Source organism: Sphingopyxis italica, from assembly GCF_011926545.1.
GTDB lineage: Bacteria > Pseudomonadota > Alphaproteobacteria > Sphingomonadales > Sphingomonadaceae > Sphingopyxis > Sphingopyxis italica.
Genome location: NZ_JAATIT010000001.1, coordinates 1,060,288 through 1,080,710, shown reverse-complemented (window position 1 = coordinate 1,080,710; position 20,423 = coordinate 1,060,288). Strand labels below are relative to the sequence as shown.

The following is a 20,423-nucleotide window of genomic DNA, read 5'->3' as shown; positions in this document are numbered from 1 at the left end:
AAGGGGCGTCGCCGTCCTTATCCTAGCCCCGGGTCACCCAATTACAATATGGCAATTGGGTGACATGGGTTCAATGTTCCGCGTAGCATCACAGCGCCAAACGGACGTCAACAAATGCGGTTACCGGGGAGTTGCCGGGGCGTGATCAGGGCGTCGGACCCTCGCTGACATCCTTCGGCGCGTCGTCGCCGGGCAGGCCCGGGCGGCGGTCGAACACCTGATCGACGAGGCCGAATTCCTTGGCTTCGTCAGCCTCGAGGAACGTATCGCGGTCCATCGCCTTTTCGATCTCTTTCAGCGACTTGCCGGTATATTTGACGTACAGGTCGTTCATCCGCTTCTTGATGCGCAGGATTTCCTTGGCCTGGATCTCGATGTCCGACGCCATGCCGCGTGCGCCGCCCGACGGCTGGTGCACCATCACGCGCGCGTTCGACAGCGCGACGCGCATCCCGGGCTCGCCCGCCGCGAGCAGGAAGCTGCCCATCGACGCCGCCTGACCGATGCACACCGTGCCGACGCGCGGGCGGATATATTGCATCGTGTCGTGGATCGCCATGCCCGCCGTGACGACGCCGCCCGGCGAGTTGATGTACATATAGATGTCCTTTTTCGGATTTTCCGATTCGAGGAACAGCAGCTGAGCGGTGATCAGCGAGGCCATATGATCCTCGACCTCGCCGGTGACGAAGATGATCCGTTCGCGCAGCAGGCGCGAGAAAATGTCGAAGCTGCGTTCGCCGCGGCTCGTCTGTTCGACGACGACGGGAACAAGCGCGGCGAGCGGGTCGATCATTGGGAATTCGTCCTTCATCATAGAAGCGCCCTGCCGAGAACCGGCGGGCTGGCCCCTTCACCGCCCTACATCGTCGCCAATCGGAACGGTTTCAAGGGGGCAAAAAGAAGGGGCGGGAAAGCCCCGCCCCGTTCCGATCGTCTGATTTCGGGTCAGTCGCCTTCGCCCGGATTGGGCGAGAAGAGCGTTTCGAACTTGTTCTCGACCCCCTTATATTCGTCGGCGTCTGCGGGCGTTTCCTTCTTGACCGTGATGTTCGGCCATTCGGCGCTGAACTTGGTGTTCACCTCGAGCCACTTTTCGAGCCCGCTCTCGGTGTCGGGCAGGATCGCCTCGGCCGGGCATTCGGGTTCGCAGACGCCGCAGTCGATGCACTCGTTCGGGTTGATGACGAGCATATTCTCGCCCTCATAGAAACAGTCGACGGGGCACACCTCGACGCAGTCCATATATTTGCACCGGACGCAGGCATCGGTGACGACATAGGTCATGGGCTTTCGGCTCCCTCAGGTGGCGGCAATCGGGCCGCCATGCACTCCAATCGCTCGCCTCTATGCCGCGTGAAGGCGGTGCGTCAACGCTAAGCGACATTTGCGAATCACTCTCATTGATTAGGACGATCGCCGTTCTTTGCGTGCAAAGCATTTCCATCGACGCCGATAGCCGACGGGGCTGCGGCGGGGTCGAGCCGCCGATAGCAGGCTTGCGCCTCCGCCGCCGGGCCGCGGCGGAGCGGCAGCGACAACAGGCGGATCACCTCGATGCGCTCGCCGACCGGCAGCACCAGCGTCGCCCCCGCGTGCACCGCGCACGACGAGCGCGTCACGCGCCGCCCGTCGAGCCTTATATGCCCCGCCTCGACCATCGCCTGCGCGACGCTGCGCGAGCGCGCGAAACGCAGGAACCACAGCAGCTTGTCGAGCCGGATGCTTCCTGCGGCGCCGGGGCTTGCCATAAACGCGTCAGTCCTTGCGCGCGCCCGCGAGCAAAGCGGCCAGCCCCGCGAACGGGCTGTTCGGCGACGGACCGCGGCGCGGCGGACGCGCGGCGTCGGGGCGGGGCTTGCCCGGCTGGCCGCGCTTGTCCTTCGCCTGGGCCGCGGGCGGGCGGCGGACGGCGCCGTTGGTTGCGGCCCGCGGCGCGGCGTCGCTCCCGCTGCGATCCTTACGATCCTTCTTGCGGCGCGGGCGCTTGTCGGCCGCCTTGCGCAGCCCCGACCAGCGCCAGCGTTGCAGCGCCGCTTCGCCGATCGCGCGGAAGCCGAAGCTGCCGAGCAGCGCGCGGCGCGTCTCCTCGTCGAGGCCGAGCGAGGTCGCGAGCGCGGGATCGATCACGAAGCCCGGCGGCGCCGCGGTCGCTCCCTCGGCATCGTCATTCGCATGGCCGTCATGAAGTTCGTCGCCACCGGCGATCGGTGCGGTCGGCGGCGCCGCCGCCTGCATTCGCGCGGCATGCGCCTGGCGCGCGAGTTTCTCGGCCATGTCGATGCGCAGCCAGCCCGACGCGCAGCGGCGGAAGCCCGCGACGGCAAGCCCCGCCTGATGGCCGTTCTTTTGCAGCACCGCGCCGTGCGGCGGCAGCGCGGGCACGGGCGCGCCCTGCTGCGCGGCGGTCAGCGCGGCGCGCCAGCGCACCGCCTCGGGCTTCAGCAGCAGCGGGTGGAAAATATCGAGCGAACCGATCGTGAAGCCGAGCTTGCGTAGCTGCGGCCGCTCCTCCGCCGTCAAGGCATTCAGCTGTTCCTCGACCGCGGCGCGGCCGATCGTACCGCTGTTGTCGGTGAGTGCGGCGAGCAGCGCGCGCACCCGCGGCGGCGTGAAGAGGTCGCCCGCCGCCTCGCCCATCGCGGCGAGCGGCCCGGCATGGCGCGCGAGCTGCTGCGCGACGAAGTGCTGGAGCCGCTCGGAAATCGCCTGCACCTGATGCAGCTCGAGCCGGCGAAGCGAAGGATCGATCTGGATGGACGGCTGGACCAGCGTCGGACCGCGCGCCATCGTCGCGACGACATCGCCGTGCCAGGCGAGGCGCGGTGGGGTGCCCGGGTCGGCGATCAGCGACAGCGCGGTATCGTCGCCCCCGGCGAGCGCGGTCGCGCGGCGCGCCAGTTCGGCGCGCAGATGCTTTTCGGCCGCGGCGAGCAGCATCCGGTGGTCGCTCGCCTTGGCGACGGGATCGACCCTGAACTGAAAGCCCTTGAGCGTGCCGATCGCCTCGCCATCGACCGCGACGGTGCCGTCGGCGCCGACCGCGACCGGCAGCGCGGTGCCGCGCTGCCCGGCGTCGCGCAGCAACAGCGCCAGCCGCCGGTCGACGAACCGCTGCGCGAGCGCCGCGTGAAGCGCGTCGGACAGGCGCGACTCGAGCGCCTGCGTCTGTTCGGTCCAGCCCGCCGCGCCGGCGATCCAGTCGCCGCGCTGCGCGATGAAGCAGAGCGTGCGCACCGCGGCGATGCGGCTCGCGAGCTGGTCGATGTCGCCCTCGACGTCGTTCAGCCGGGCGAGGCGCCGCGCGAACCAGTCGGGGTCGATCATCCCGTCGCCGCTCGTGAGCCACTGCCACAGCTTCAGCACCGTGCGGCTGTGATGCTCGGCGCCGAGCTGCTCGAAATCGGGCAGCCCGCAGACGTCCCACAGGCGCTGGACCGCGCCCGCATCGCCGCCGCGCGCGCGCACTTCCATGTCGCCCGCGAGATGCTTGAGCACGGAGATATCGACCGCCTCGGGCGCCGCGCGCAGCATCGGCTGGTCGGGCGGCTGGGCGAGGTCGGACAAAAGCTGGTCGAGCGAGCCGAAACCCGGGGTCGGATTGCGCCAGAACAGGCTGGCGAGGGGCGGGAAATGATGCCCCTCGATCGCGTGGATTTCCTCGGGCGTGAAACCGCCCTGCGGCAGGCCGACGGTGCCGAAGCCGCCGTCCTGCTGGTGGCGTCCGGCGCGCCCCGCGATCTGCGCCATTTCCGAAATCGTCAGGCGGCGCAGGCGCCGTCCGTCGAATTTCTGGAGGCTCGCGAAGGCGACATGCTGGACGTCGAGATTGAGCCCCATGCCGATCGCGTCGGTGGCGACCAGATAATCGACCTCGCCCGCCTCGAACATCGCGACCTGCGCGTTGCGCGTCTTGGGGCTGAGCGCGCCCATCACCACCGCCGCGCCGCCCGAAAAGCGGCGCAGCATTTCGGCGATCGCGTAAACTTCTTCGGCCGAAAAGGCGACGATCGCCGAGCGTTTGGGGAGGCGCGAGAGCTTCGACGATCCGGCGTAGCTCAGGGTCGAAAAGCGCGGCCGCGTGATGATCTCGGCCTCGGGCACCAGCCCTTTGACCAGCCCGCGGATGCTCGCCGACCCCAGGATCATCGTTTCCTCGCGCCCGCGTGCGCGCAGCAGCCGGTCGGTGAAGACATGGCCGCGTTCGGGATCGGCGCCGAGCTGCGCCTCGTCGATCCCGACGAAGGCGACGTCGCGTTCCACCGGCAGCGCCTCCATCGTGCCGAGCAGATAGCGCGCCTCGGGCGGCATGATCCGCTCCTCGCCGGTGATCAGGCCGACCTGCGCCGCGCCCTTGATCCGGGCGACGCGGTCGTAGACCTCGCGCGCGAGCAGGCGCAGCGGGAAGCCGATCATTCCGCTCGAATGGGCGGTCAGGCGTTCGACCGCCAAATGGGTTTTGCCGGTGTTGGTGGGGCCAAGGACAGCCTTGACCGGCTGGGAAGGGGAAGAGGTCATTTTCTTGGAGGCCAAGCTGGCATGGGCGCGGTCGCCGCGCAACAGCCGATCGTCGAACCGCAGGGTGGAGGCCGATTTTTCCCGCACTGTTGCATCATATCTCGACCCCGCCACGCCTCGCCGCAACCCGGCCGCGCAAATCCGCCATTAAATTGACTTTAACGGTCTTTCTTTACAGACCAGCCCTCGAGAACATCATTCGGCGGCCGGGTTAGGGAGGTCCGCCGAGCGGGGGTTGCAATTTGTTTCAGCGTCACGAACCCATCGCGGGGATGTCCGGCAACGCGGCCGCCCTCACGATGTCGCAAGCGATCCCGCTGCGGCAGGGCGATTCCGCCGCCGGGCCGCGGCTCGGCTGGCGCGACCGGCTGGCGCAGCTCGACCTTGTCCCCGACCTTGGCAATAATATCGGCTCGGCCGAATGGTGGCGCGGTCTCGCGACATTAACCCTGCTGTGCGGCACCGCGATCGCGACCTTCCCGGGCGTCCAGCCGCTCGCGGTCGGCGCCCCCGCGCTCGACGCCGCCGATTTCAACGAAGCGCGCGGTCAGATGATCGTGCCGCTGGCCTTCGGCGGCGACACCGGCCGCCACATGGCGGCGACCGACGCCGTCCGCCCGCTCACCCAGACCCCCGAACGGCCGCAGATCGAACTCACCGCCACATTGGGGCGCGGCGACAGCTTCGCGCGCCTGCTCGAACGCTCGGGCGTCGGCAGCAGCGAGGCGCAGGCGCTTGCCGCCCGCGTGTCGGGCGCGGTTCCGCTCGCCGACATCGCGCCGGGCACGCGCATCGACCTGATCCTCGGCCGCCGGGCCGCGCGTACCATGCCGCGCCCGGTCGAGGCGCTCGCGATGCGCGCGCGCTTCGACCTGCGCATCGAAATGGAGCGGATCGGCGGCCAGCTCGTCATGCGGCGCATCCCGATCGCGGTCGATGCGACCCCGCTGCGCATTCGCGGAAAGGTCGGCGACAGCCTCTATCGCTCGGCGCGCGCCGCCGGCGCGCCGCCCGAGGCGATCCAGTCCTATCTTCGCGTCATCGGCCGCCAGATTTCGGTCAGCCGCGATATTCGTAGCAACGACGAGTTCGACATCATCGTCGATTATCGCCGCGCCGAAACGGGCGAGAGCGAGACGGGCAAGCTGCTCTATGCGGGGCTGATCCGTGGCGGAAAACCCAAGCTGTCGATGCTCGAATGGAATGCCGACGGCGGCTCCCAATGGTTCGAGGCGTCGGGCGTCGGCGAACAGCGCGGCGGCATGACGCGCCCGACGCGCGGACGCGTCACTTCGAATTTCGGAATGCGGCGCCACCCGATCCTCGGGTACAAGCGCATGCACAGCGGCATGGATTTCGGCGGCGGTTATGGCGCGCCGATCTATGCCGTGACCGACGGTGTCGTGACGATCGCCGGGCGCCACGGCGGTTTCGGCAATTATGTGAAGCTCAATCACGGCAAGGGGCTCGGCACCGGTTACGGTCATATGAGCCGCATCGCGGTGCGGTCGGGCCAGCGCGTCAAGCGCGGGCAGGTGATCGGCTATATCGGCTCGACCGGCCTTTCGACCGGCCCGCATCTCCATTACGAGTTGTATCGCAACGGCCGCGCGGTCAATCCGTCGTCGGTGACCTTCGTGACCCGCGCGTTGCTCGAGGGCAAGGCGCTCGCCGCCTTCCGCGCGCGCATCCGCGAACTGACCTCGGTCGCCCCCGGCGCCGCCCTGACCCCGATCGCGCCGAAGCAGGTCGAAGGCCCGAAGCTCGGCAGCCTCGCCGACGTGGCGTCGAAAAGGGTCGGGGACGGGATCTGATCTTCACTCCCGAGCCGCGCAACCTCTCGTTCCGTTTGTGTCGAGCGAAGTCGAGACACTCCGCGGCATAGCTCTTGGCCCCGATGGGCATCTCGACTTCGACCGCAGGTCGAAGTTTATCCTGAGCGCCTGCCAGGGCAGTCGAAGGGCTCGATGCGAACGGGAATAGGTCGCCCGGATCAGCACTCCATTATCCATTTGCCCCGCGCCCGCACCCGGCTATGCACCCCGCATGACCCAAGCCGCTTTCCCCGACCTGCGCCTGCGCCGCACCCGCCGCACCGGCTGGAGCCGCGCGATGGTGCGCGAAACGCATCTGTCGCCCGCGAACCTCATCTGGCCGCTGTTCGTCTGCGATGGCGCGGGTGCCGAGGAGCCGATCGCGAGCCTGCCGGGCGTGTCGCGCTGGTCGGCCGATCTACTCGTCGAGCGCGCGAAAGAGGCGGTTGTCGCGGGCATCCCGTGCCTCGCGCTCTTTCCCTATACGCAGGCCGACCGGCGCAGCGCGGACGGCGGCGAGGCGCTCAATCCCGACAACCTCATGTGCCGCGCCACCGCCGCGATCAAGCAGGCGCTCGGCGACGACATCGGCATCCTCACCGACGTCGCGCTCGATCCCTATACCAGCCACGGACAGGACGGGCTGATCGACGGCGCGGGCTATGTTCTCAACGACGAGACGGTCGAAGTGCTGGTCGGACAGGCGCTCAATCAGGCGCGCGCCGGCGCCGACATCATCGCGCCTTCGGACATGATGGACGGCCGTGTCGGCGCGATCCGCGCGGCGCTCGAGGCCGAAGGCTTCGGCCATGTTCAGATTATAAGCTACGCCGCCAAATATGCCTCGGCCTTTTACGGCCCGTTCCGCGACGCGGTCGGCTCGCGCGGGCTGCTCAAGGGCGACAAGAAGACCTATCAGATGGACCCCGCGAACAGCGAGGAAGCCTTGCGCGAAGTCGCGCAGGACCTCGCCGAGGGCGCCGACAGCGTGATGGTCAAGCCCGGACTGCCCTATCTCGACATCATACGCGCGGTGAAGGACAATTTCGCGGTGCCCGTCTACGCCTATCAGGTGTCGGGCGAATATGCGATGATCGAGGCCGCGGCCGCCGCCGGCGCCGGCGACCGCGATGCGCTCGTCCTCGAAACCCTGCTCGCCTTCCGCCGCGCCGGCGCCTCGGGGGTTCTGAGCTATCACGCCCTCCACGCGGCACGGCTGCTCGGCGCCTGATAGCATGACCGCTTCTCCATCGCCGCGCCGTTGGCTGTTCGTGCTGACGATCCTCGTCGGCAGCTTCCTCCTCTTCCTCGTCCAGCCGATGGTCGCGCGGATGGTGCTGCCCAAGCTCGGCGGCGCGCCGGCGGTGTGGAACAGCGCGATGCTCGTCTATCAGGCGCTGCTGCTCGGCGGTTATGCCTATGCGCATTGGCTCGGCCGCTTCACGGTGCGGCGGCAGGCGACGATTCATCTCGCGCTGTTCGTCGTCGCGGCCTTGTGGCTCCCCATCGGCATCGCCGAGATCGCGCCGCCGGGGCCGGGACAAGAGGCGCTGTGGGTGCCGCTGCTGCTGCTCGCCTCGATCGGTCCGGTCTTTTTCGTCGTGTCGGCGCAGGCGCCGCTGATGCAACGCTGGTTCGCCGCCGATTCTCGCGCGGGCGACCCTTATTATCTCTACGCCGCGTCGAACCTCGGCAGCTTTGCCGGGCTCATCAGCTATCCGGCGCTCGTCGAGCCGACGATGCCGCTCGCCGCGCAAAGCTGGGGCTGGACCGCGGGCTATGCGCTGCTCGTCCTGCTCGTCGCGGGCGCGGCGGCGGCACGCTGGCATGGCGGTGCCGAGGCCCATGCCGCCGTCACCGACGAACCGCGCCCGACGTTGCGGCGGCAGTTGCACTGGCTGCTGATCGCCGCGGTACCGTCGGGGCTGATGCTGTCGACGACGACGCATCTCACCACCGATATCGTCGCGATGCCCTTGCTCTGGGTGCTGCCGCTCGGGCTTTACCTCCTGAGCTTCGTCATCGCCTTTTCGACCTTCGCGCGCCCGACGCAGATCGTCACATTGCTCGCACCGGTCGTGCTGCTCGCGGTCGGCGGGCTCGGGCTGCTGAGTTCGGGCGGCGGGTCGATGATGGTCGCGCTCGCCAGCCTCGCGATGCTCTTCATCGTCGCGGTCGCGCTCCACGGCTATCTCTATCATCTCCGCCCCGGCGCGCAGCATCTGACGCTCTTCTACCTCGTGATGTCGGCGGGCGGCGTGCTCGGCGGGCTGTTCGCGGCGCTGTTCGCGCCGCTGATCTTCGACTGGGTCTATGAACATCCGCTGCTGATTCTCGCCGCCGCGATGCTGATCCCGCTCCCCGCGCTCTTCCCGTGGGACAAATGGCTAGGGCTCGAGGCGAAGACGACGCGCGCCGTGACGGTGCTGCTTGTCGTGATCGCTGCCTTTGCGAGCTGGCACATGGTCGATCAATGGACCGGCCGGCTCGACGGCACGGTCGCGGGCTGGGGCATCGCGATCTTCGTCATCGGCATGCTCGTCATCGGCTGGCGCTGGGCCTTTGTGTCGGTGCTCGCGCTGCTGATGATCGGGGTCGGCGGCTGGGACACGATCCAGGAAAGCTTCACCGGCGCGCGCGTGCGCAGCTATTTCGGCGTCTATACCGTCACCGACTATCCCCAAACGAACCAGCGCCGCCTCGCGCATGGCACGACGCTCCACGGGCTGCAGCGCACCGACGCCGAACACCGGCGCGATCCGACGACCTATTACGGCCATCAGTCCGGCGTCGGCCTGACGCTGGACAAGGCCGAGGCGCTCGCGGGACCCGATGCGTCGATCGGCATCGTCGGGCTCGGGGCGGGGACGCTCGCCTGTTACCGCAAGCCGGGGCAGGACTGGACGATCTTCGAGATCGATCCGGTGATGGTCGACATCGCGCGCGATCCCGAAAAATTCACCTTCCTCTCCGACTGCGCGCCGGGCGCGCCGATCGTCATCGGCGACGCGCGGCTCCGGATCGCCGACCAGCCGGCCGGCCACTTCGACATCATCGTCATCGACGCCTTTTCGTCGGACGCGATCCCGCTCCATCTGCTGACGAAGGAAGCGATCGGCATTTACGCGCGCGCGCTGCAACCCGACGGCATTTTGCTCATCCATATCTCGAACCGCTTCTTCGGGCTCGAACCCGTGCTCGCGGCGGAGGCGAAGGCGCGCGGCTGGACCGCGGCGATCCGCTTGGACCCGGGTCCGGCCGGCGACGAATATGGCGACCTGACGGGTTCGAACTGGGTCGCGCTGACCGCGACGCCCGAACGGATGCGGCAATTGACCGGCGGCATCCGCCCGCGCAAGGATAGTTATGAGGACGGCGCCTGGGTGCCGCTCGAAGCGCGCGCCGGTTTCACCCGCTGGACCGACGATTATGCCTCGACGCTGCCGGTCCTCATCTGGAAGAATATCATCGGAGGCCGCGACGAATGAACGACGTCAGCATCATCAGCGTCAATGGCAAGACGCCGCGGATCGACCCAAGCGCCTTCATCGCGCCCGGCTGCCGGATCATCGGCGATGTGACCATCGGACCCGACGTCAGCATCTGGTATAATTGCGTGCTGCGCGCCGACGTCAGCCATATCGTCGTCGGCGCGCGCTCGAACATCCAGGACGGCAGCGTCGTCCACTGCGACGGCCCGATGCCGCATCGTCCCGAAGGCTTTCCGACGATCATCGGCGAGGATGTGCTGATCGGCCACCTCGCGATGGTCCACGGCTGCACGCTCGCCGACCGCGCGTTCGTCGGCCTGAAAGCGACGGTGATGAACGGGTGCCGCATCGGCAGCGACGCGATGCTCGCCGCGGGCGCGCTGCTGACCGAGAATAAGGAAATCCCAGACCGCGAACTCTGGGCGGGATCGCCCGCGCGCCGCGTGCGCGAGATCGGCGACGCGCAGGCCGCGGGAATGCAGATGGGCGTGGCGCATTATGTGATGAACGGCCGCATGCACAAGGCGGCGATCGATCAAGGCTAGATCAAAACCCGTTCGCATCGAGCCCTTCGACTGCCCTGGCAGGCGCTCAGGATAAACTTCGACCTGCGGTCGAAGTCGAGATGCCCCTCGGGCCAGCGCCAAGTCGATGGGTGTCTCGACTTCGCTCGACACGAACGGAAAAAAGGCGCTCCGGTTTCCCGAAGCGCCCTTTCGTTAAGCATCGCCAGCCGGCTTAGCTGAAATTCACCATCGCATAGAGCATCGGGATCGACAGCAAGGTGTTGGTCCGCGAAAAGATCATCGCGGTCCGCGCCGCCTTCGCTTTGGCCGCGTCGTCGGCCTCGACGATCCCCAGCACCTTTTTCTGGTTCGGCCAGATCAGGAACCAGACGTTGAACGCCATGATCAGGCCCAGCCACATGCCGACGCCGATCAGCCTGTAGGGTTCCTGCATCCCCAGCGCCGGCGCCAGATATTTGGCGTGCCCCGCGACCGCGATCCCCAGCAGCACGGTGATCAGCGCCGCCCAGCGGAACCAGAAGAGCGCGGCCGGCGCGATATGCTTCGACACGCCGGCTTTCAGCTCGGCCGGAATCTTGGGCATCGTCGGCATCTGGACGAAATTGAAATAATAGAGCAGGCCGATCCACAGCACGCCGAAGAAGGTGTGGAGCCAGCGCATGATCGCGTTGCCCGCGGCGATGCCGTCCTCGAAATTCTGGCCGTTTAGGCACAGCATCAGGATGACCGCGAGCACCAGGCCGGTGCCCAATACGGCGTGCAGATTTCCGAAAAACTTGTCCATGGCAGTTCCCCCTCTTTTGTCTCGGCGGCCGTTATGGACCGGCGCCGGTGCCGCCGATATGCCAGCGACGGGGGATTGGCTCAAGCTTGCTTGTCAGCTGCCTCTTCGGAAACGGCCAGCCCGTTCTTCAGCATCACCGGAACCTGGCTCAGCGTGAACAGGAAGGACAGCGCGGTGACGCCCCAGACCTTGATCGTCAGCCAAAGGTCGAAACTCATCTGCTTCACCTGGATCATCTCGTACATCGCATGGTTGGCGATACCGAGCGCGGCGAAGAACAGCCCCCAGTTGCGCGAGAGCAGCAGCCAGCCCCTTTCGGTCAGCCCCTCGAGCGCCGACTGGAGCAGATATTTGAGCATCGGCCGCTTGAACCAGTAACCGCCGAGCAGCAGCACGGCGAAAGCGGCATAGATGATCGTCGGCTTCATCACGATGAAACGTTCGTCGTGAAACCAGATCGTCAGCGCACCGAAGCCGATCACGAGGATGCTCGACATCCACAGCATCGGCGAAATCTTGCCGAGCTTCCACTTCGACACCGCCATCGCGATGACGATCGCGACCATGAAGGCGACCGTGCCCTTGATCGCCGCGGTCGTCGCCGCGAACGCGCCTTCACCGCCCGAGGAGAGTTTGTAGGCGAGGAAAAAGACGAGCAAAGGCCCGAAATCGATCACGAAATTGAGCCAGCCATGCCCAGAAGACGAGGGGGCCGGGGGCGGCGCCGGAACCGGCTCGGGACCGCTGGGGAGGACGTCGCTCATCGTATATTTCCTGCAATGATGCCCGCGATCTCATCGGCGTCGAACGGGCGAAGGTCGTCGATGGTTTCGCCGATCCCGATCGCATGGATCGGAAGGCCGTGGCGCTCGGCCGCCGAAACCAGCACGCCGCCGCGCGCGGTGCCGTCGAGCTTGGTCATCACGAGGCCGGTCACGCCCGCGACCTCGCGGAACACGTCGATCTGCGACAGCGCATTCTGCCCCGTCGTCGCGTCGAGCACGAGCACGACGTCGTGCGGCGCGGCGGGGTTGAGGCGGCCGAGCACGCGCTTGATCTTGGCGAGCTCGTCCATCAGCTCGCGCTTGTTCTGGAGCCGCCCGGCGGTGTCGACGATCAGCACATCGATGCCCGTCGCGGTCGCCTGCTTGACCGCATCGAACACGATGCCCGCGCTGTCGCCGCCCTCGGGCCCCGCCATGATCGGCACGCCGAGCCGCTCGGCCCAGACCTTCAATTGCCCGATCGCCGCGGCGCGGAAGGTGTCGCCCGCGACGAGCATGACGCCATAATCCTGTTCCTGGAACAGGTGCGCGAGCTTGGCGATGGTGGTCGTCTTGCCCGAACCGTTGACCCCGATCACGAGGATGACCTGCGGGCGCGGAAAGGCGTCGATGTCGAGCGGTTCGGCGACCGGGCGAAGCACCGCCGCGATCTCGTCGGCGACGATCTTGCGCAACTCCTCGATGCCGCCCGCCACGGCATCGCGCCGCGCGGCGAGCCGGTCGCGAATCCGCTCGGCCATCGCGGGGCCGAGGTCGGCGGTGATCAGCGCTTCCTCGATGCGGTCGAGATCGTCGTCGTCGAGCCGCGACTTGCCGGTCAGTCCGGCGAGATTTTCGCCGAGCCGTTCGGAGGTGCGGCGAAATCCGCCGAGCAGCCGTTCGCTCCAGCTTTGGCCGGTCATGCGGCGATTTCCTTTGCTTGGGTGGGGGCGGCGATCATGCGGTCGCCGTCGCGCGCGATCAGGCGCACGTCGATGATGGTGCCGGCGACCGCGGGGGCGGTCAGCGCCACGGCGGCGAAATTCTCGGCGTGGCCGCTGACGCCGTCGCGCTCGACGAGCATCGACGCGGCGCGGCCGACCTGCGTGCCCAGCCAGTCCTGCCGCCGCCGCGCATTGGCTTCGCGCAGCGTCGCGGCGCGCTCGCGCGCGATGGCCCGGCCGACCTGCGGCATCCGCGCGGCGGGGGTGCCGGCGCGCGGGCTGTAGGGAAAGATGTGGCCGAAGACGATGTCGCAATCGTCGATCAGCGCCAGCGAGTTCGCGAACATCGCCGCGTCCTCGGTCGGAAAACCCGCGATCAGGTCGGCGCCGATCGCGATATCGGCGCGCGCCGCCTTCAACCGCTCGATCAGGGCGACGGCGTCGGCGCGGCGGTGGCGGCGCTTCATCCGCGTCAGCACCATATCATCGCCCGCCTGCAACGACAGGTGTACGTGCGGCATCACGCGCTTTTCCTGCGTCAGCAACGCGAAGAGCGCGTCGTCGATCCGGTCCGGGTCGAGCGACGAGAGGCGGAGGCGCTCGATCGGCAGCGTCAGCAACGCCTCGACGAGCGCGGCGAGTGTCGTGCCGCTGTCGTCGCCATAGCTCGCAAGATCGACCCCGGTCAGCACGATCTCGCGCTGGCCGCGGTCGAGGGCGGTGCGCGCGGCATCGAGCACGGCATCGATCGTCGCGGAGCGTGCTTCGCCCCGCGCCATTACTGTCGCACAGAAGGTGCAGCTGTGCGAGCAACCCGTCTGGACGCCAAGAAACGCCCGCGCATGGTTGGCGCCCGAGAGTGCGGGCGAATAAACTCCCGTGTCCCCGCGAAGGCGGGGACCCATCTCCGGTGGGTTCGAAATAGCGCCGGCAGGAGATGGGCCCCCGCCTTCGCGGGGGAGCAAGGGAGAAATCGGACGATAGCTCTTCGCCAATCCCTTGGCGTCATTACGCACCACCCGCGCGCCCATCGCGGCAAAGGCCTCACCCTCAAGCTCCGCCGCGCACCCCGTCACCACCACTTCGGCGCCCGGCCGCTCGCGCAACGCGCGCCGCACCGCCTGTCGCGCCTGCCGCACCGCCTCGTCGGTCACCGCACAGCTGTTGAAGACGATCATGCCTTCCGCGCCCGCCGCCTCGACGGCGGACCGGATGGCCTCGCCCTCGGCGATGTTCAGCCGGCAACCGAAATTGACGACCTTCTGGCGGTCGGCGAGGGCTGCGGTCATCCGAATTGCGCCCAGTCGGTCTCGCCTTCGTACACGCGCGTCGCGGCGCCGCTCATCACGATCGGCGCGCCCGGCGCCCAGCGGATGACAAGGTCGCCGCCGGGCAGCGATATGGTCACCGGCGATTGCACCAGCCCCGCGCGGATCGCTGCGACGGCGGTCGCGCACGCACCGGTGCCGCACGCCTGCGTCAGCCCGACGCCGCGCTCCCAGACGCGCAGCTGCAGCTGGTTTTCGCCGTCGAGGCTCGCGACATTGACGTTGACGCGTTCGGGAAACAGCGGGTCGGTCTCGATCCGCGGGCCGAGCTCGCCCAGCGCGACGGCGTCGGCCTCGGGCACGAAAAAGACGATGTGCGGATTGCCAACATTGACCGCGGCGCCATGCTCCAGCTCGTCCCACGCGACGGGCATGTCGCGCGTGTCCATCGGCATCGCGAGCGGGATCTGCTCCCATTCGAACGCGGGCTCGCCCAGCGTCACTTCGGCGCCGCCATCGGCGGGTGTGACGCGCAGCATCCCGCCCAGCGTCTCGATCACCGCGGGCTTGCCGATCAGCGTCGCGACACAACGCGTCGCATTGCCGCACGCCTCGACCTCGCCGCCATCGGCGTTGAAGATGCGCATCTTCACGTCGGCGCTCGCTGACGGTTCGAGCAGGATCAACTGGTCGCACCCGATGCCGTGCCGCCGGTCGGCGATCGCATGCGCGCGCGCCGGCGTCATCTCGACGCTAGCCACGCGCGCGTCAATTACGACGAAGTCGTTGCCGAGGCCGTGCATCTTGGTGAAGCGGTCTGCCATAGGGCGCATTTAGGGGCGGGGGGCCGCGAAGTCTAGCGAGGCATAAGACCTTCCCCCTTGATGGGGGAAGGATACGCAGCCTTGCCGCAAAGCGGCTAGGCGGAGTTGGATGGGGGTGACGGTGCGGCATTGGACCGGCGCGTCGGGGCGCGAGCGCGCGCCCACCGCGTCGACTAGCCAGCAAGCTGGCAAGTCTCGCTGCCTCCCCCATCGAGGGGGAGGGGAGAATCACGCCCTCTTGCGCAGCGGCGCTTCCTCGCTCGCGTCGGGCCCAACCGGCGGCACCATCGGCGCGCGCAGCAGGCCGCGTTCGGCGAGCAGGCGGTCGGTGTCGGCGGCCGATGCGGCGCGGCCGAAATGCCAGCCCTGGCCCTTCGAGCAGCCAAGCCGCGTCAGTTCGATCGCGGTCGCCTCGTCCTCGACCCCCTCGGCGGTGATCGGCATCGCCAGGCTTTCGCCCAGCCGCACGATCGCGACGACGATCGCCTGCGCATCGGGGCTGCCGCGCATCGCGGCGATGAAGCTGCGGTCGATCTTGATCCGGTCGAACGGCAGCGCACGGAGGTGCGACAGCGAGCTGTAGCCGGTGCCGAAATCGTCGAGAGCGAGCGAGACGCCCTGATTCTTGAGACTGGTGACGATCGAGCGCACCAGCGGCAGATTCTCGAACAGCGAACTTTCGGTGATCTCGACCTCGAGCTGCGCGGCGGGGAAGCCCGTTTCGACGAGCAGCTTGGTCAGCTTCTGGCTGAACCATGGATCCTTCAGCTGCTGCGGCGAAATATTGACCGCGAGCATGATCGACGGGTCCCAGCGTTTGGCGATCTCCATCGCCTCGCGGATCACTTGCAGCGACAATTCGCCGATCAGCCCGCTTTCCTCGGCGACCGGAATGAAGCGTTCGGGCGGGATCATGCCATATTCGGGCGATTCCCAGCGCATCAGCATCTCGAAACCGATCAGCCGCCCGCTCGCGATGTCGACTTGCGGTTCGAAGTGCGGAATGAACTCGCCGCGCGGCATGCCTTCGCGAATGCCGGTTTCGATCTGATTGCGCACCTGCACCGCCATTTCCATCCCGGCCTCGAACCAGCAGAAGCGGTTTCGGCCCTCGTCCTTGCAATGATACATCGCGATGTCGGCCTGGCGGACCATCGTTTCCATCGTCATGCTCGCATCATGGGCGAGCGCGATGCCGAGCGAAGCGCCGATCCGGATCTGCTGCGCGTCGTGGGTGATCATATTGTCGAGCGCCGTCACCAGTTCGGCGGCAAGCGCGTCGATGTCGGCGCGCGCCGCGGGTTCGAAGGCGAGCATCGCGACGAATTCGTCGCCGCCGAGCCGCGCCTTGGTCGCGGTGGGCGGCAGGACGGCCGAGATGCGTTCGGCGGCGACCTGCAACACGCGGTCGCCCGCGGCGTGGCCGTGAATGTCGTTGACGGTCTTGAAATGGTCGAGATCGAGCAGGAATAGCGCGACCTGGCGTTTTTCGGCGGCGGCGCCCGCGATCATCCGCTGCCCCGCGGCGAGCAGCGCGCGGCGGTTAAGGAAGCCCGTCAGCGGGTCGGTGTCGGCAAGGTAGCGCGCACGCTGTTCGGCTTCGGTGCGCTCGACGATCTCGCGGTTGAGATCCTTGTAGCGGCGCCAGCCGAAGAGGATCAGCGCAATGTTGAGCACCAGCGCCGTCGCGAGCGCGCGGTCGGGCCCCCCGCCGATGCCGATCAGCGCGCGGACGGCCGCCTGCATGACGGTGCTGCCCGTGCCGACGAACAGCAGGATCGCGGCGACGACGATGCCGCCCGCGATGATGTCGCGTTTGGCGCCCTCGCTGCGGTCGAATGGCTTCGGCGTCGATGTCATATATATGGTCCCACCCTCGCGGGCCTGATACGGTCGAAGCGGTGAAATTTGGGTTAAGTGCGCTTCGAAGGGCCCGCCTTGCCTTTGCATGCCCATTTGTGTAGAGGCCGCCGCGTCCGCGCGCATTTTGCGTTCGGGCATATCGACGTCCGCGACGGAAACACTGTCCACGGATACCGCTGGTTGGCGAGGTTTCGCTCACCGGCGTGTTTTGCGTTGCGGGCCTCGTAACAAGGATTTGAGGCGCATGTTCGACAGTCTGAGCAATCGGCTTGGCGATGTTTTCGGAAAGCTCCGCGGCCGCGGCGCGCTGACCGAGGCCGACGTGCGCGCCGCGATGCGCGAAGTGCGAATCGCCCTGCTCGAAGCCGACGTCGCGCTGCCCGTCGTGCGCAGCTTCGTCGATCAGGTCACCGAACTCGCGATCGGCCAGAACGTCCTGCGCTCGGTCACCCCGGGCCAGCAGGTCGTCAAGATCGTCAGCGACGCGCTGACCGAAATGCTCGGCTCCGAAACCGCCGAGCTCGAACTCGCCGTCACCCCGCCCGCCGTGATTATGATGGTCGGCTTGCAGGGCTCGGGCAAGACGACGACGACCGCGAAGATCGCGAAGCGGCTCAAGGAAAAGGAGCGCAAGAAGGTGCTGATGGCGTCGCTCGACGTCAACCGCCCCGCCGCGCAGGAACAGCTCGCCGTCCTCGGTACCCAGATCGACGTCGCGACCCTGCCGATCGTCGCGGGCCAGCAGCCGGTCGAGATCGCGCAGCGCGCGATGCAGGCGGCAAAGCTTCAGGGCTATGACGTGCTGATGCTCGACACCGCGGGCCGTCTCCACGTCGACCAGCAGCTGATGGACGAGATGCAGGCGGTGTCGCGCACCGCCAACCCCGCCGAAACGTTGCTCGTCGTCGACAGCCTGACCGGGCAGGACGCGGTGCAGGTCGCACAGCGTTTCACCGACCAGGTGCCGCTCACCGGCGTCGTGCTCACCCGCATGGACGGCGACGCGCGCGGCGGTGCCGCGCTCTCGATGCGCGCGGTCACCGGCAAACCGATCAAATTCGCGGGCACGGGCGAAAAGCTCGACGGGCTCGAACTCTTCCAGCCGTCGCGCATCGCGGGCCGCATCCTCGGCATGGGCGACGTCGTCAGCCTCGTCGAACGCGCCGCTGAAACGATCCAGGTCGAAGAGGCCGAGGCGATGGCGGCGAAGATGGCGAAGGGCCTCTTCGACCTCAACGATCTGCGCACCCAATTGAACCAGATGCGCCGCATGGGCGGCCTCGGCGCGCTCGCGGGCATGATCCCCGGCATCAAGAAGGCGCAGGCGCAGATGGCCGCCGGCGCCGCCGACGACAAGATGCTCATTCATTTCGACGCGATCATGGGATCGATGACTCCCAAGGAGCGCGCGAAGCCCGAAATCCTGACCGCGAAGCGCAAGATCCGCATCGCGAACGGCTCGGGCACGACGGTGCAGCAGGTCAACAAGGTGCTCAAAATGCACCAGGAAATGGCCAGCGCGATGAAGAAGATCCGCAAGATGGGCGGGCTCAAGGGCCTCGGCGCGCTGTTCGGCAAGGGCGGCGGCATTCCCGGAATGGGTGGTATGGGTGGCGGCGGTGGCCTCCCCGGTCTCGGCGGAGGCGGATCTATCCCGCCCGAGCTCGCCAACCTTATGAATAAAAAGAAATAGTCGATCCGAATTTAAACATTAAACTCTGAAGGAAAATATCATGGCTACCTCCATTCGCCTCGCACGCGGCGGTTCGAAAAAGCGTCCTTATTACAAGATCGTCGTCGCCGATTCGCGCAGCCCGCGCGACGGCCGCTTCATCGAGCGCATCGGCAGCTACAACCCGCTGCTCGCCAAGGACAATCCCGAGCGCGTGAAGCTCGACGCCGACCGCGCGAAGCATTGGCTGAGCGTCGGCGCCCAGCCGAGCGACCGCGTCGCCCGCTTCCTCGACGCCGCGGGCGTCCAGGAACGCGCCGCGCGCAACAACCCGAACAAGGCCGTCCCGGGCGAAAAGGCCAAGGAACGCGCCGAGGAAAAGGCCCAGAAGCTGGCTGACGCCGAAGAAGCCGCCGCCGCCGCTGCCGCCGCTCCGGCGCCCGAGCCCGAAGCGGTCGAAGAAGCCGCTCCGGAAGTGGCCGCCGAAGAAGCGCCCGCTGCTGAAGAAGCCGCTGCGCCCGCAGCCGCTGAGTCGGACGCGACCGGTTCGGTGAAGAGCGAAGAAACCGCCGAAGCGGTTGCCGAAGCCGTCGCCGACGAGACCCCGGCCAACGCGACCGCCGAAGACGCGACCGCGATCGCCGAGGAAGTCGCCGAAGGCGGCCCGGTTGTCGAAGCCGAAGAAGCCCCGGTTGCCGAAGAAGCGCCCGCCGAAGAAGCCGGCGAAGAAAAGGCCGAAGGTTAACCTTGGCCGACGCGAATCGCCCCGTCACCCTCGCCGCCATCGCCGGCGCGCATGGGGTGCGGGGCGAGGTGCGCCTCAAATTGTTCGGCGAAGGCGCGGAGGCTCTCCGCGCCTTTTCCGTTTTCGAGGCTGGCGACCGCAAGCTGACCCTGAAATCGGTGCGCCCCGCCAATCAGGGCGCGGTCGCTACTTTCGTCGAAATCACCGACCGCGGCGCCGCCGAGACGCTGCGTGGCACGTTGCTCACCGTCCCGCGCTCGGCGCTGCCCGCCTTGGGCGAAGGCGAATATTATCACCACGACCTGCTCGGCCTGCCGTGCGTGTCGACCGACGGCGCCGCGATCGGCCATGTCGCCGCGGTCGAGAATTTCGGCGCGGGCGACATCCTCGAAATCGAGAAACCGGGCGGCAAACGCTTCATGGTGCCGATGAATGCGCGCGCGGTGCCGGCATGGAACGCCGACGGCGTGACGGTGGAAGCGGCGTTCGTCGAATAGCGCCCCGCCTTGGGATGGTGGGCGGTCGTTAATACAATCCGTCGCCCCCGCCAAATGACCACCCCGTCCTTGCTCATCCTTGACTTGGCGACCGGCGCACCCGATGTCGGCGCGACCGAAATCCCCTCAAGCGAAAGGATGCCGACCATGACGATCCAGACCGGAGACAAGCTCCCCGACGCGACCTTTGTGAAGGTCACCGAAAACGGACCCGAGCAGGTCAATACCGCCGATTATTTCAAGGGCCGCAGGGTTGCGCTCTTCTCGGTCCCCGGCGCTTTCACGCCGACCTGCTCGGCCAAGCATCTGCCAGGCTTCGTCGACAAGGCCGAGGATCTCAAGGCCAAGGGCGTCGACGAGATCGTCTGCACCGCGGTCAACGACGCCTTCGTGATGGGCGCGTGGAGCAAGAATGCCAATGCCGGCGAGGCCGTCACCATGCTCGCCGACGGCAATGGCGCCTTCGCCGACGCCGTGGGCCTGACCATGGACGGCACCGCCTTCGGCATGGGCAAGCGCGGCCAGCGTTTCTCGATGATCGTCAACGACGGCGTCGTCGAACAGCTCAATGTCGAGGCCCCGGGCGAATTCAAGGTGTCGAGCGCCGACCATATGCTCGAACAGCTGTAAAAGCCTGGATCCTCCCCAACGCTGCGCGATGGGGAGGAGCTTTCCCACCAGCCCTTCCCTTTTGTCACATTTTCATGCAACA

The 20,423-nt window shown here is 67.4% G+C and carries 17 protein-coding genes and 1 pseudogene; 8 read left to right on the top strand and 10 right to left on the bottom strand.

The features are described from left to right. Positions 1-145 precede the first annotated feature (145 nt). The 4 genes from clpP to GGR90_RS04775 all read right to left on the bottom strand — a co-directional run bounded on the left by clpP (position 146) and on the right by GGR90_RS04775 (position 4,518). Positions 146-796, bottom strand: coding sequence for an ATP-dependent Clp endopeptidase proteolytic subunit ClpP (gene clpP, locus GGR90_RS04790; protein WP_167920820.1), 651 nt, complete (start codon positions 794-796; stop codon positions 146-148). A 152-nt stretch (positions 797-948) separates the two neighbouring features. Continuing rightward, positions 949-1,287, bottom strand: coding sequence for a ferredoxin FdxA (gene fdxA, locus GGR90_RS04785; protein WP_167919783.1), 339 nt, complete (start codon positions 1,285-1,287; stop codon positions 949-951). Positions 1,288-1,400: 113 nt separating this feature from the next. Then, a complete protein-coding gene (locus GGR90_RS04780; protein ID WP_167919782.1) occupies positions 1,401-1,751 on the bottom strand; it encodes an RNA-binding S4 domain-containing protein in 351 nt (116 codons plus the stop codon). Between the two features lie 7 nt (positions 1,752-1,758). After that, positions 1,759-4,518 carry a helicase-related protein gene (locus GGR90_RS04775; RefSeq protein WP_167919781.1) on the bottom strand — a complete coding sequence of 920 codons (2,760 nt, stop codon included), beginning with the start codon at positions 4,516-4,518 and terminating at the stop codon, positions 1,759-1,761. Positions 4,519-4,817: 299 nt separating this feature from the next. On the opposite strand from GGR90_RS04775, the gene GGR90_RS04770 reads away from it, so the two are divergent. The 4 genes from GGR90_RS04770 to GGR90_RS04755 all read left to right on the top strand — a co-directional run bounded on the left by GGR90_RS04770 (position 4,818) and on the right by GGR90_RS04755 (position 10,368). After that, positions 4,818-6,332 carry a M23 family metallopeptidase gene (locus tag GGR90_RS04770; protein ID WP_245198392.1) on the top strand — a complete coding sequence of 505 codons (1,515 nt, stop codon included), beginning with the start codon at positions 4,818-4,820 and terminating at the stop codon, positions 6,330-6,332. Between the two features lie 232 nt (positions 6,333-6,564). After that, entirely contained in the window at positions 6,565-7,563 is a 999-nt protein-coding gene (gene hemB, locus GGR90_RS04765) for a porphobilinogen synthase (protein WP_167919777.1), read from the top strand. 4 nt (positions 7,564-7,567) lie between these two features. After that, positions 7,568-9,820: a fused MFS/spermidine synthase gene (locus GGR90_RS04760; RefSeq protein WP_167919775.1), complete on the top strand. Its 2,253-nt coding sequence runs from the start codon at positions 7,568-7,570 to the stop codon at positions 9,818-9,820. After that, positions 9,817-10,368: a gamma carbonic anhydrase family protein gene (locus GGR90_RS04755; protein ID WP_167919773.1), complete on the top strand. Its 552-nt coding sequence runs from the start codon at positions 9,817-9,819 to the stop codon at positions 10,366-10,368. Before GGR90_RS04760 ends, GGR90_RS04755 begins: the two co-directional genes overlap by 4 nt. A 193-nt stretch (positions 10,369-10,561) precedes the next feature. Here GGR90_RS04755 and GGR90_RS04750 read toward each other — a convergent pair whose 3' ends face one another. The 6 genes from GGR90_RS04750 to GGR90_RS04725 form a co-directional block, all read right to left on the bottom strand. Beyond that, a complete protein-coding gene (locus tag GGR90_RS04750; protein WP_167919771.1) occupies positions 10,562-11,134 on the bottom strand; it encodes a urate hydroxylase PuuD in 573 nt (190 codons plus the stop codon). Between the two features lie 80 nt (positions 11,135-11,214). Continuing rightward, positions 11,215-11,898, bottom strand: a complete 684-nt coding sequence (locus GGR90_RS04745; protein ID WP_209023560.1) for an inner membrane-spanning protein YciB — start codon at positions 11,896-11,898, stop codon at positions 11,215-11,217. Further along, entirely contained in the window at positions 11,895-12,821 is a 927-nt protein-coding gene (gene ftsY, locus GGR90_RS04740; RefSeq protein ID WP_167919769.1) for a signal recognition particle-docking protein FtsY, read from the bottom strand. The genes GGR90_RS04745 and ftsY overlap by 4 nt, the downstream gene beginning before the upstream one ends. Then, entirely contained in the window at positions 12,818-14,131 is a 1,314-nt protein-coding gene (locus GGR90_RS04735; protein ID WP_167919767.1) for a MiaB/RimO family radical SAM methylthiotransferase, read from the bottom strand. The genes ftsY and GGR90_RS04735 overlap by 4 nt, the downstream gene beginning before the upstream one ends. Further along, the gene (gene dapF, locus GGR90_RS04730; protein ID WP_167920818.1) at positions 14,128-14,934 is read right to left on the bottom strand and encodes a diaminopimelate epimerase; all 807 of its coding nucleotides are present in this window, start codon (positions 14,932-14,934) and stop codon (positions 14,128-14,130) included. Before dapF ends, GGR90_RS04735 begins: the two co-directional genes overlap by 4 nt. Positions 14,935-15,162: 228 nt before the next feature. Further along, positions 15,163-16,794 (bottom strand): putative bifunctional diguanylate cyclase/phosphodiesterase, encoded by a 1,632-nt coding sequence (locus GGR90_RS04725; protein WP_167919765.1) that lies wholly within the window; start codon positions 16,792-16,794, stop codon positions 15,163-15,165. A gap of 247 nt (positions 16,795-17,041) precedes the next feature. On the opposite strand from GGR90_RS04725, the gene ffh reads away from it, so the two are divergent. From ffh to GGR90_RS04705, 4 genes and pseudogenes are all read left to right on the top strand, one after another. Beyond that, on the top strand, positions 17,042-18,490 hold the full coding sequence (gene ffh / locus GGR90_RS04720) for a signal recognition particle protein (protein ID WP_167919763.1): 1,449 nt from the start codon (positions 17,042-17,044) through the stop codon (positions 18,488-18,490). A gap of 40 nt (positions 18,491-18,530) precedes the next feature. After that, positions 18,531-18,986 (top strand): annotated as a pseudogene (gene rpsP / locus GGR90_RS04715) (30S ribosomal protein S16); the annotation flags it as partial. A gap of 230 nt (positions 18,987-19,216) precedes the next feature. Further along, positions 19,217-19,711, top strand: coding sequence for a ribosome maturation factor RimM (gene rimM, locus GGR90_RS04710; RefSeq protein ID WP_167919759.1), 495 nt, complete (start codon positions 19,217-19,219; stop codon positions 19,709-19,711). A 147-nt stretch (positions 19,712-19,858) separates the two neighbouring features. After that, positions 19,859-20,341, top strand: coding sequence for a peroxiredoxin (locus GGR90_RS04705; protein ID WP_167919757.1), 483 nt, complete (start codon positions 19,859-19,861; stop codon positions 20,339-20,341). Positions 20,342-20,423 lie beyond the last annotated feature (82 nt).

Excerpts from the sequence above, each read along its gene's own strand:
- clpP (WP_167920820.1), bottom strand. The coding sequence starts at position 796 with ATGATCGACCCGCTCGCCGCGCTTGTTCCCGTCGTCGTCGAACAGACG.
- fdxA (WP_167919783.1), bottom strand. The coding sequence starts at position 1,287 with ATGACCTATGTCGTCACCGATGCCTGCGTCCGGTGCAAATATATGGAC.
- GGR90_RS04780 (WP_167919782.1), bottom strand. The coding sequence starts at position 1,751 with ATGGCAAGCCCCGGCGCCGCAGGAAGCATCCGGCTCGACAAGCTGCTG.
- GGR90_RS04775 (WP_167919781.1), bottom strand. The coding sequence starts at position 4,518 with ATGACCTCTTCCCCTTCCCAGCCGGTCAAGGCTGTCCTTGGCCCCACC.
- GGR90_RS04770 (WP_245198392.1), top strand. The coding sequence starts at position 4,818 with ATGTCGCAAGCGATCCCGCTGCGGCAGGGCGATTCCGCCGCCGGGCCG.
- hemB (WP_167919777.1), top strand. The coding sequence starts at position 6,565 with ATGACCCAAGCCGCTTTCCCCGACCTGCGCCTGCGCCGCACCCGCCGC.
- GGR90_RS04760 (WP_167919775.1), top strand. The coding sequence starts at position 7,568 with ATGACCGCTTCTCCATCGCCGCGCCGTTGGCTGTTCGTGCTGACGATC.
- GGR90_RS04755 (WP_167919773.1), top strand. The coding sequence starts at position 9,817 with ATGAACGACGTCAGCATCATCAGCGTCAATGGCAAGACGCCGCGGATC.
- GGR90_RS04750 (WP_167919771.1), bottom strand. The coding sequence starts at position 11,134 with ATGGACAAGTTTTTCGGAAATCTGCACGCCGTATTGGGCACCGGCCTG.
- GGR90_RS04745 (WP_209023560.1), bottom strand. The coding sequence starts at position 11,898 with ATGAGCGACGTCCTCCCCAGCGGTCCCGAGCCGGTTCCGGCGCCGCCC.
- ftsY (WP_167919769.1), bottom strand. The coding sequence starts at position 12,821 with ATGACCGGCCAAAGCTGGAGCGAACGGCTGCTCGGCGGATTTCGCCGC.
- GGR90_RS04735 (WP_167919767.1), bottom strand. The coding sequence starts at position 14,131 with ATGACCGCAGCCCTCGCCGACCGCCAGAAGGTCGTCAATTTCGGTTGC.
- dapF (WP_167920818.1), bottom strand. The coding sequence starts at position 14,934 with ATGGCAGACCGCTTCACCAAGATGCACGGCCTCGGCAACGACTTCGTC.
- GGR90_RS04725 (WP_167919765.1), bottom strand. The coding sequence starts at position 16,794 with ATGACATCGACGCCGAAGCCATTCGACCGCAGCGAGGGCGCCAAACGC.
- ffh (WP_167919763.1), top strand. The coding sequence starts at position 17,042 with ATGTTCGACAGTCTGAGCAATCGGCTTGGCGATGTTTTCGGAAAGCTC.
- GGR90_RS04705 (WP_167919757.1), top strand. The coding sequence starts at position 19,859 with ATGACGATCCAGACCGGAGACAAGCTCCCCGACGCGACCTTTGTGAAG.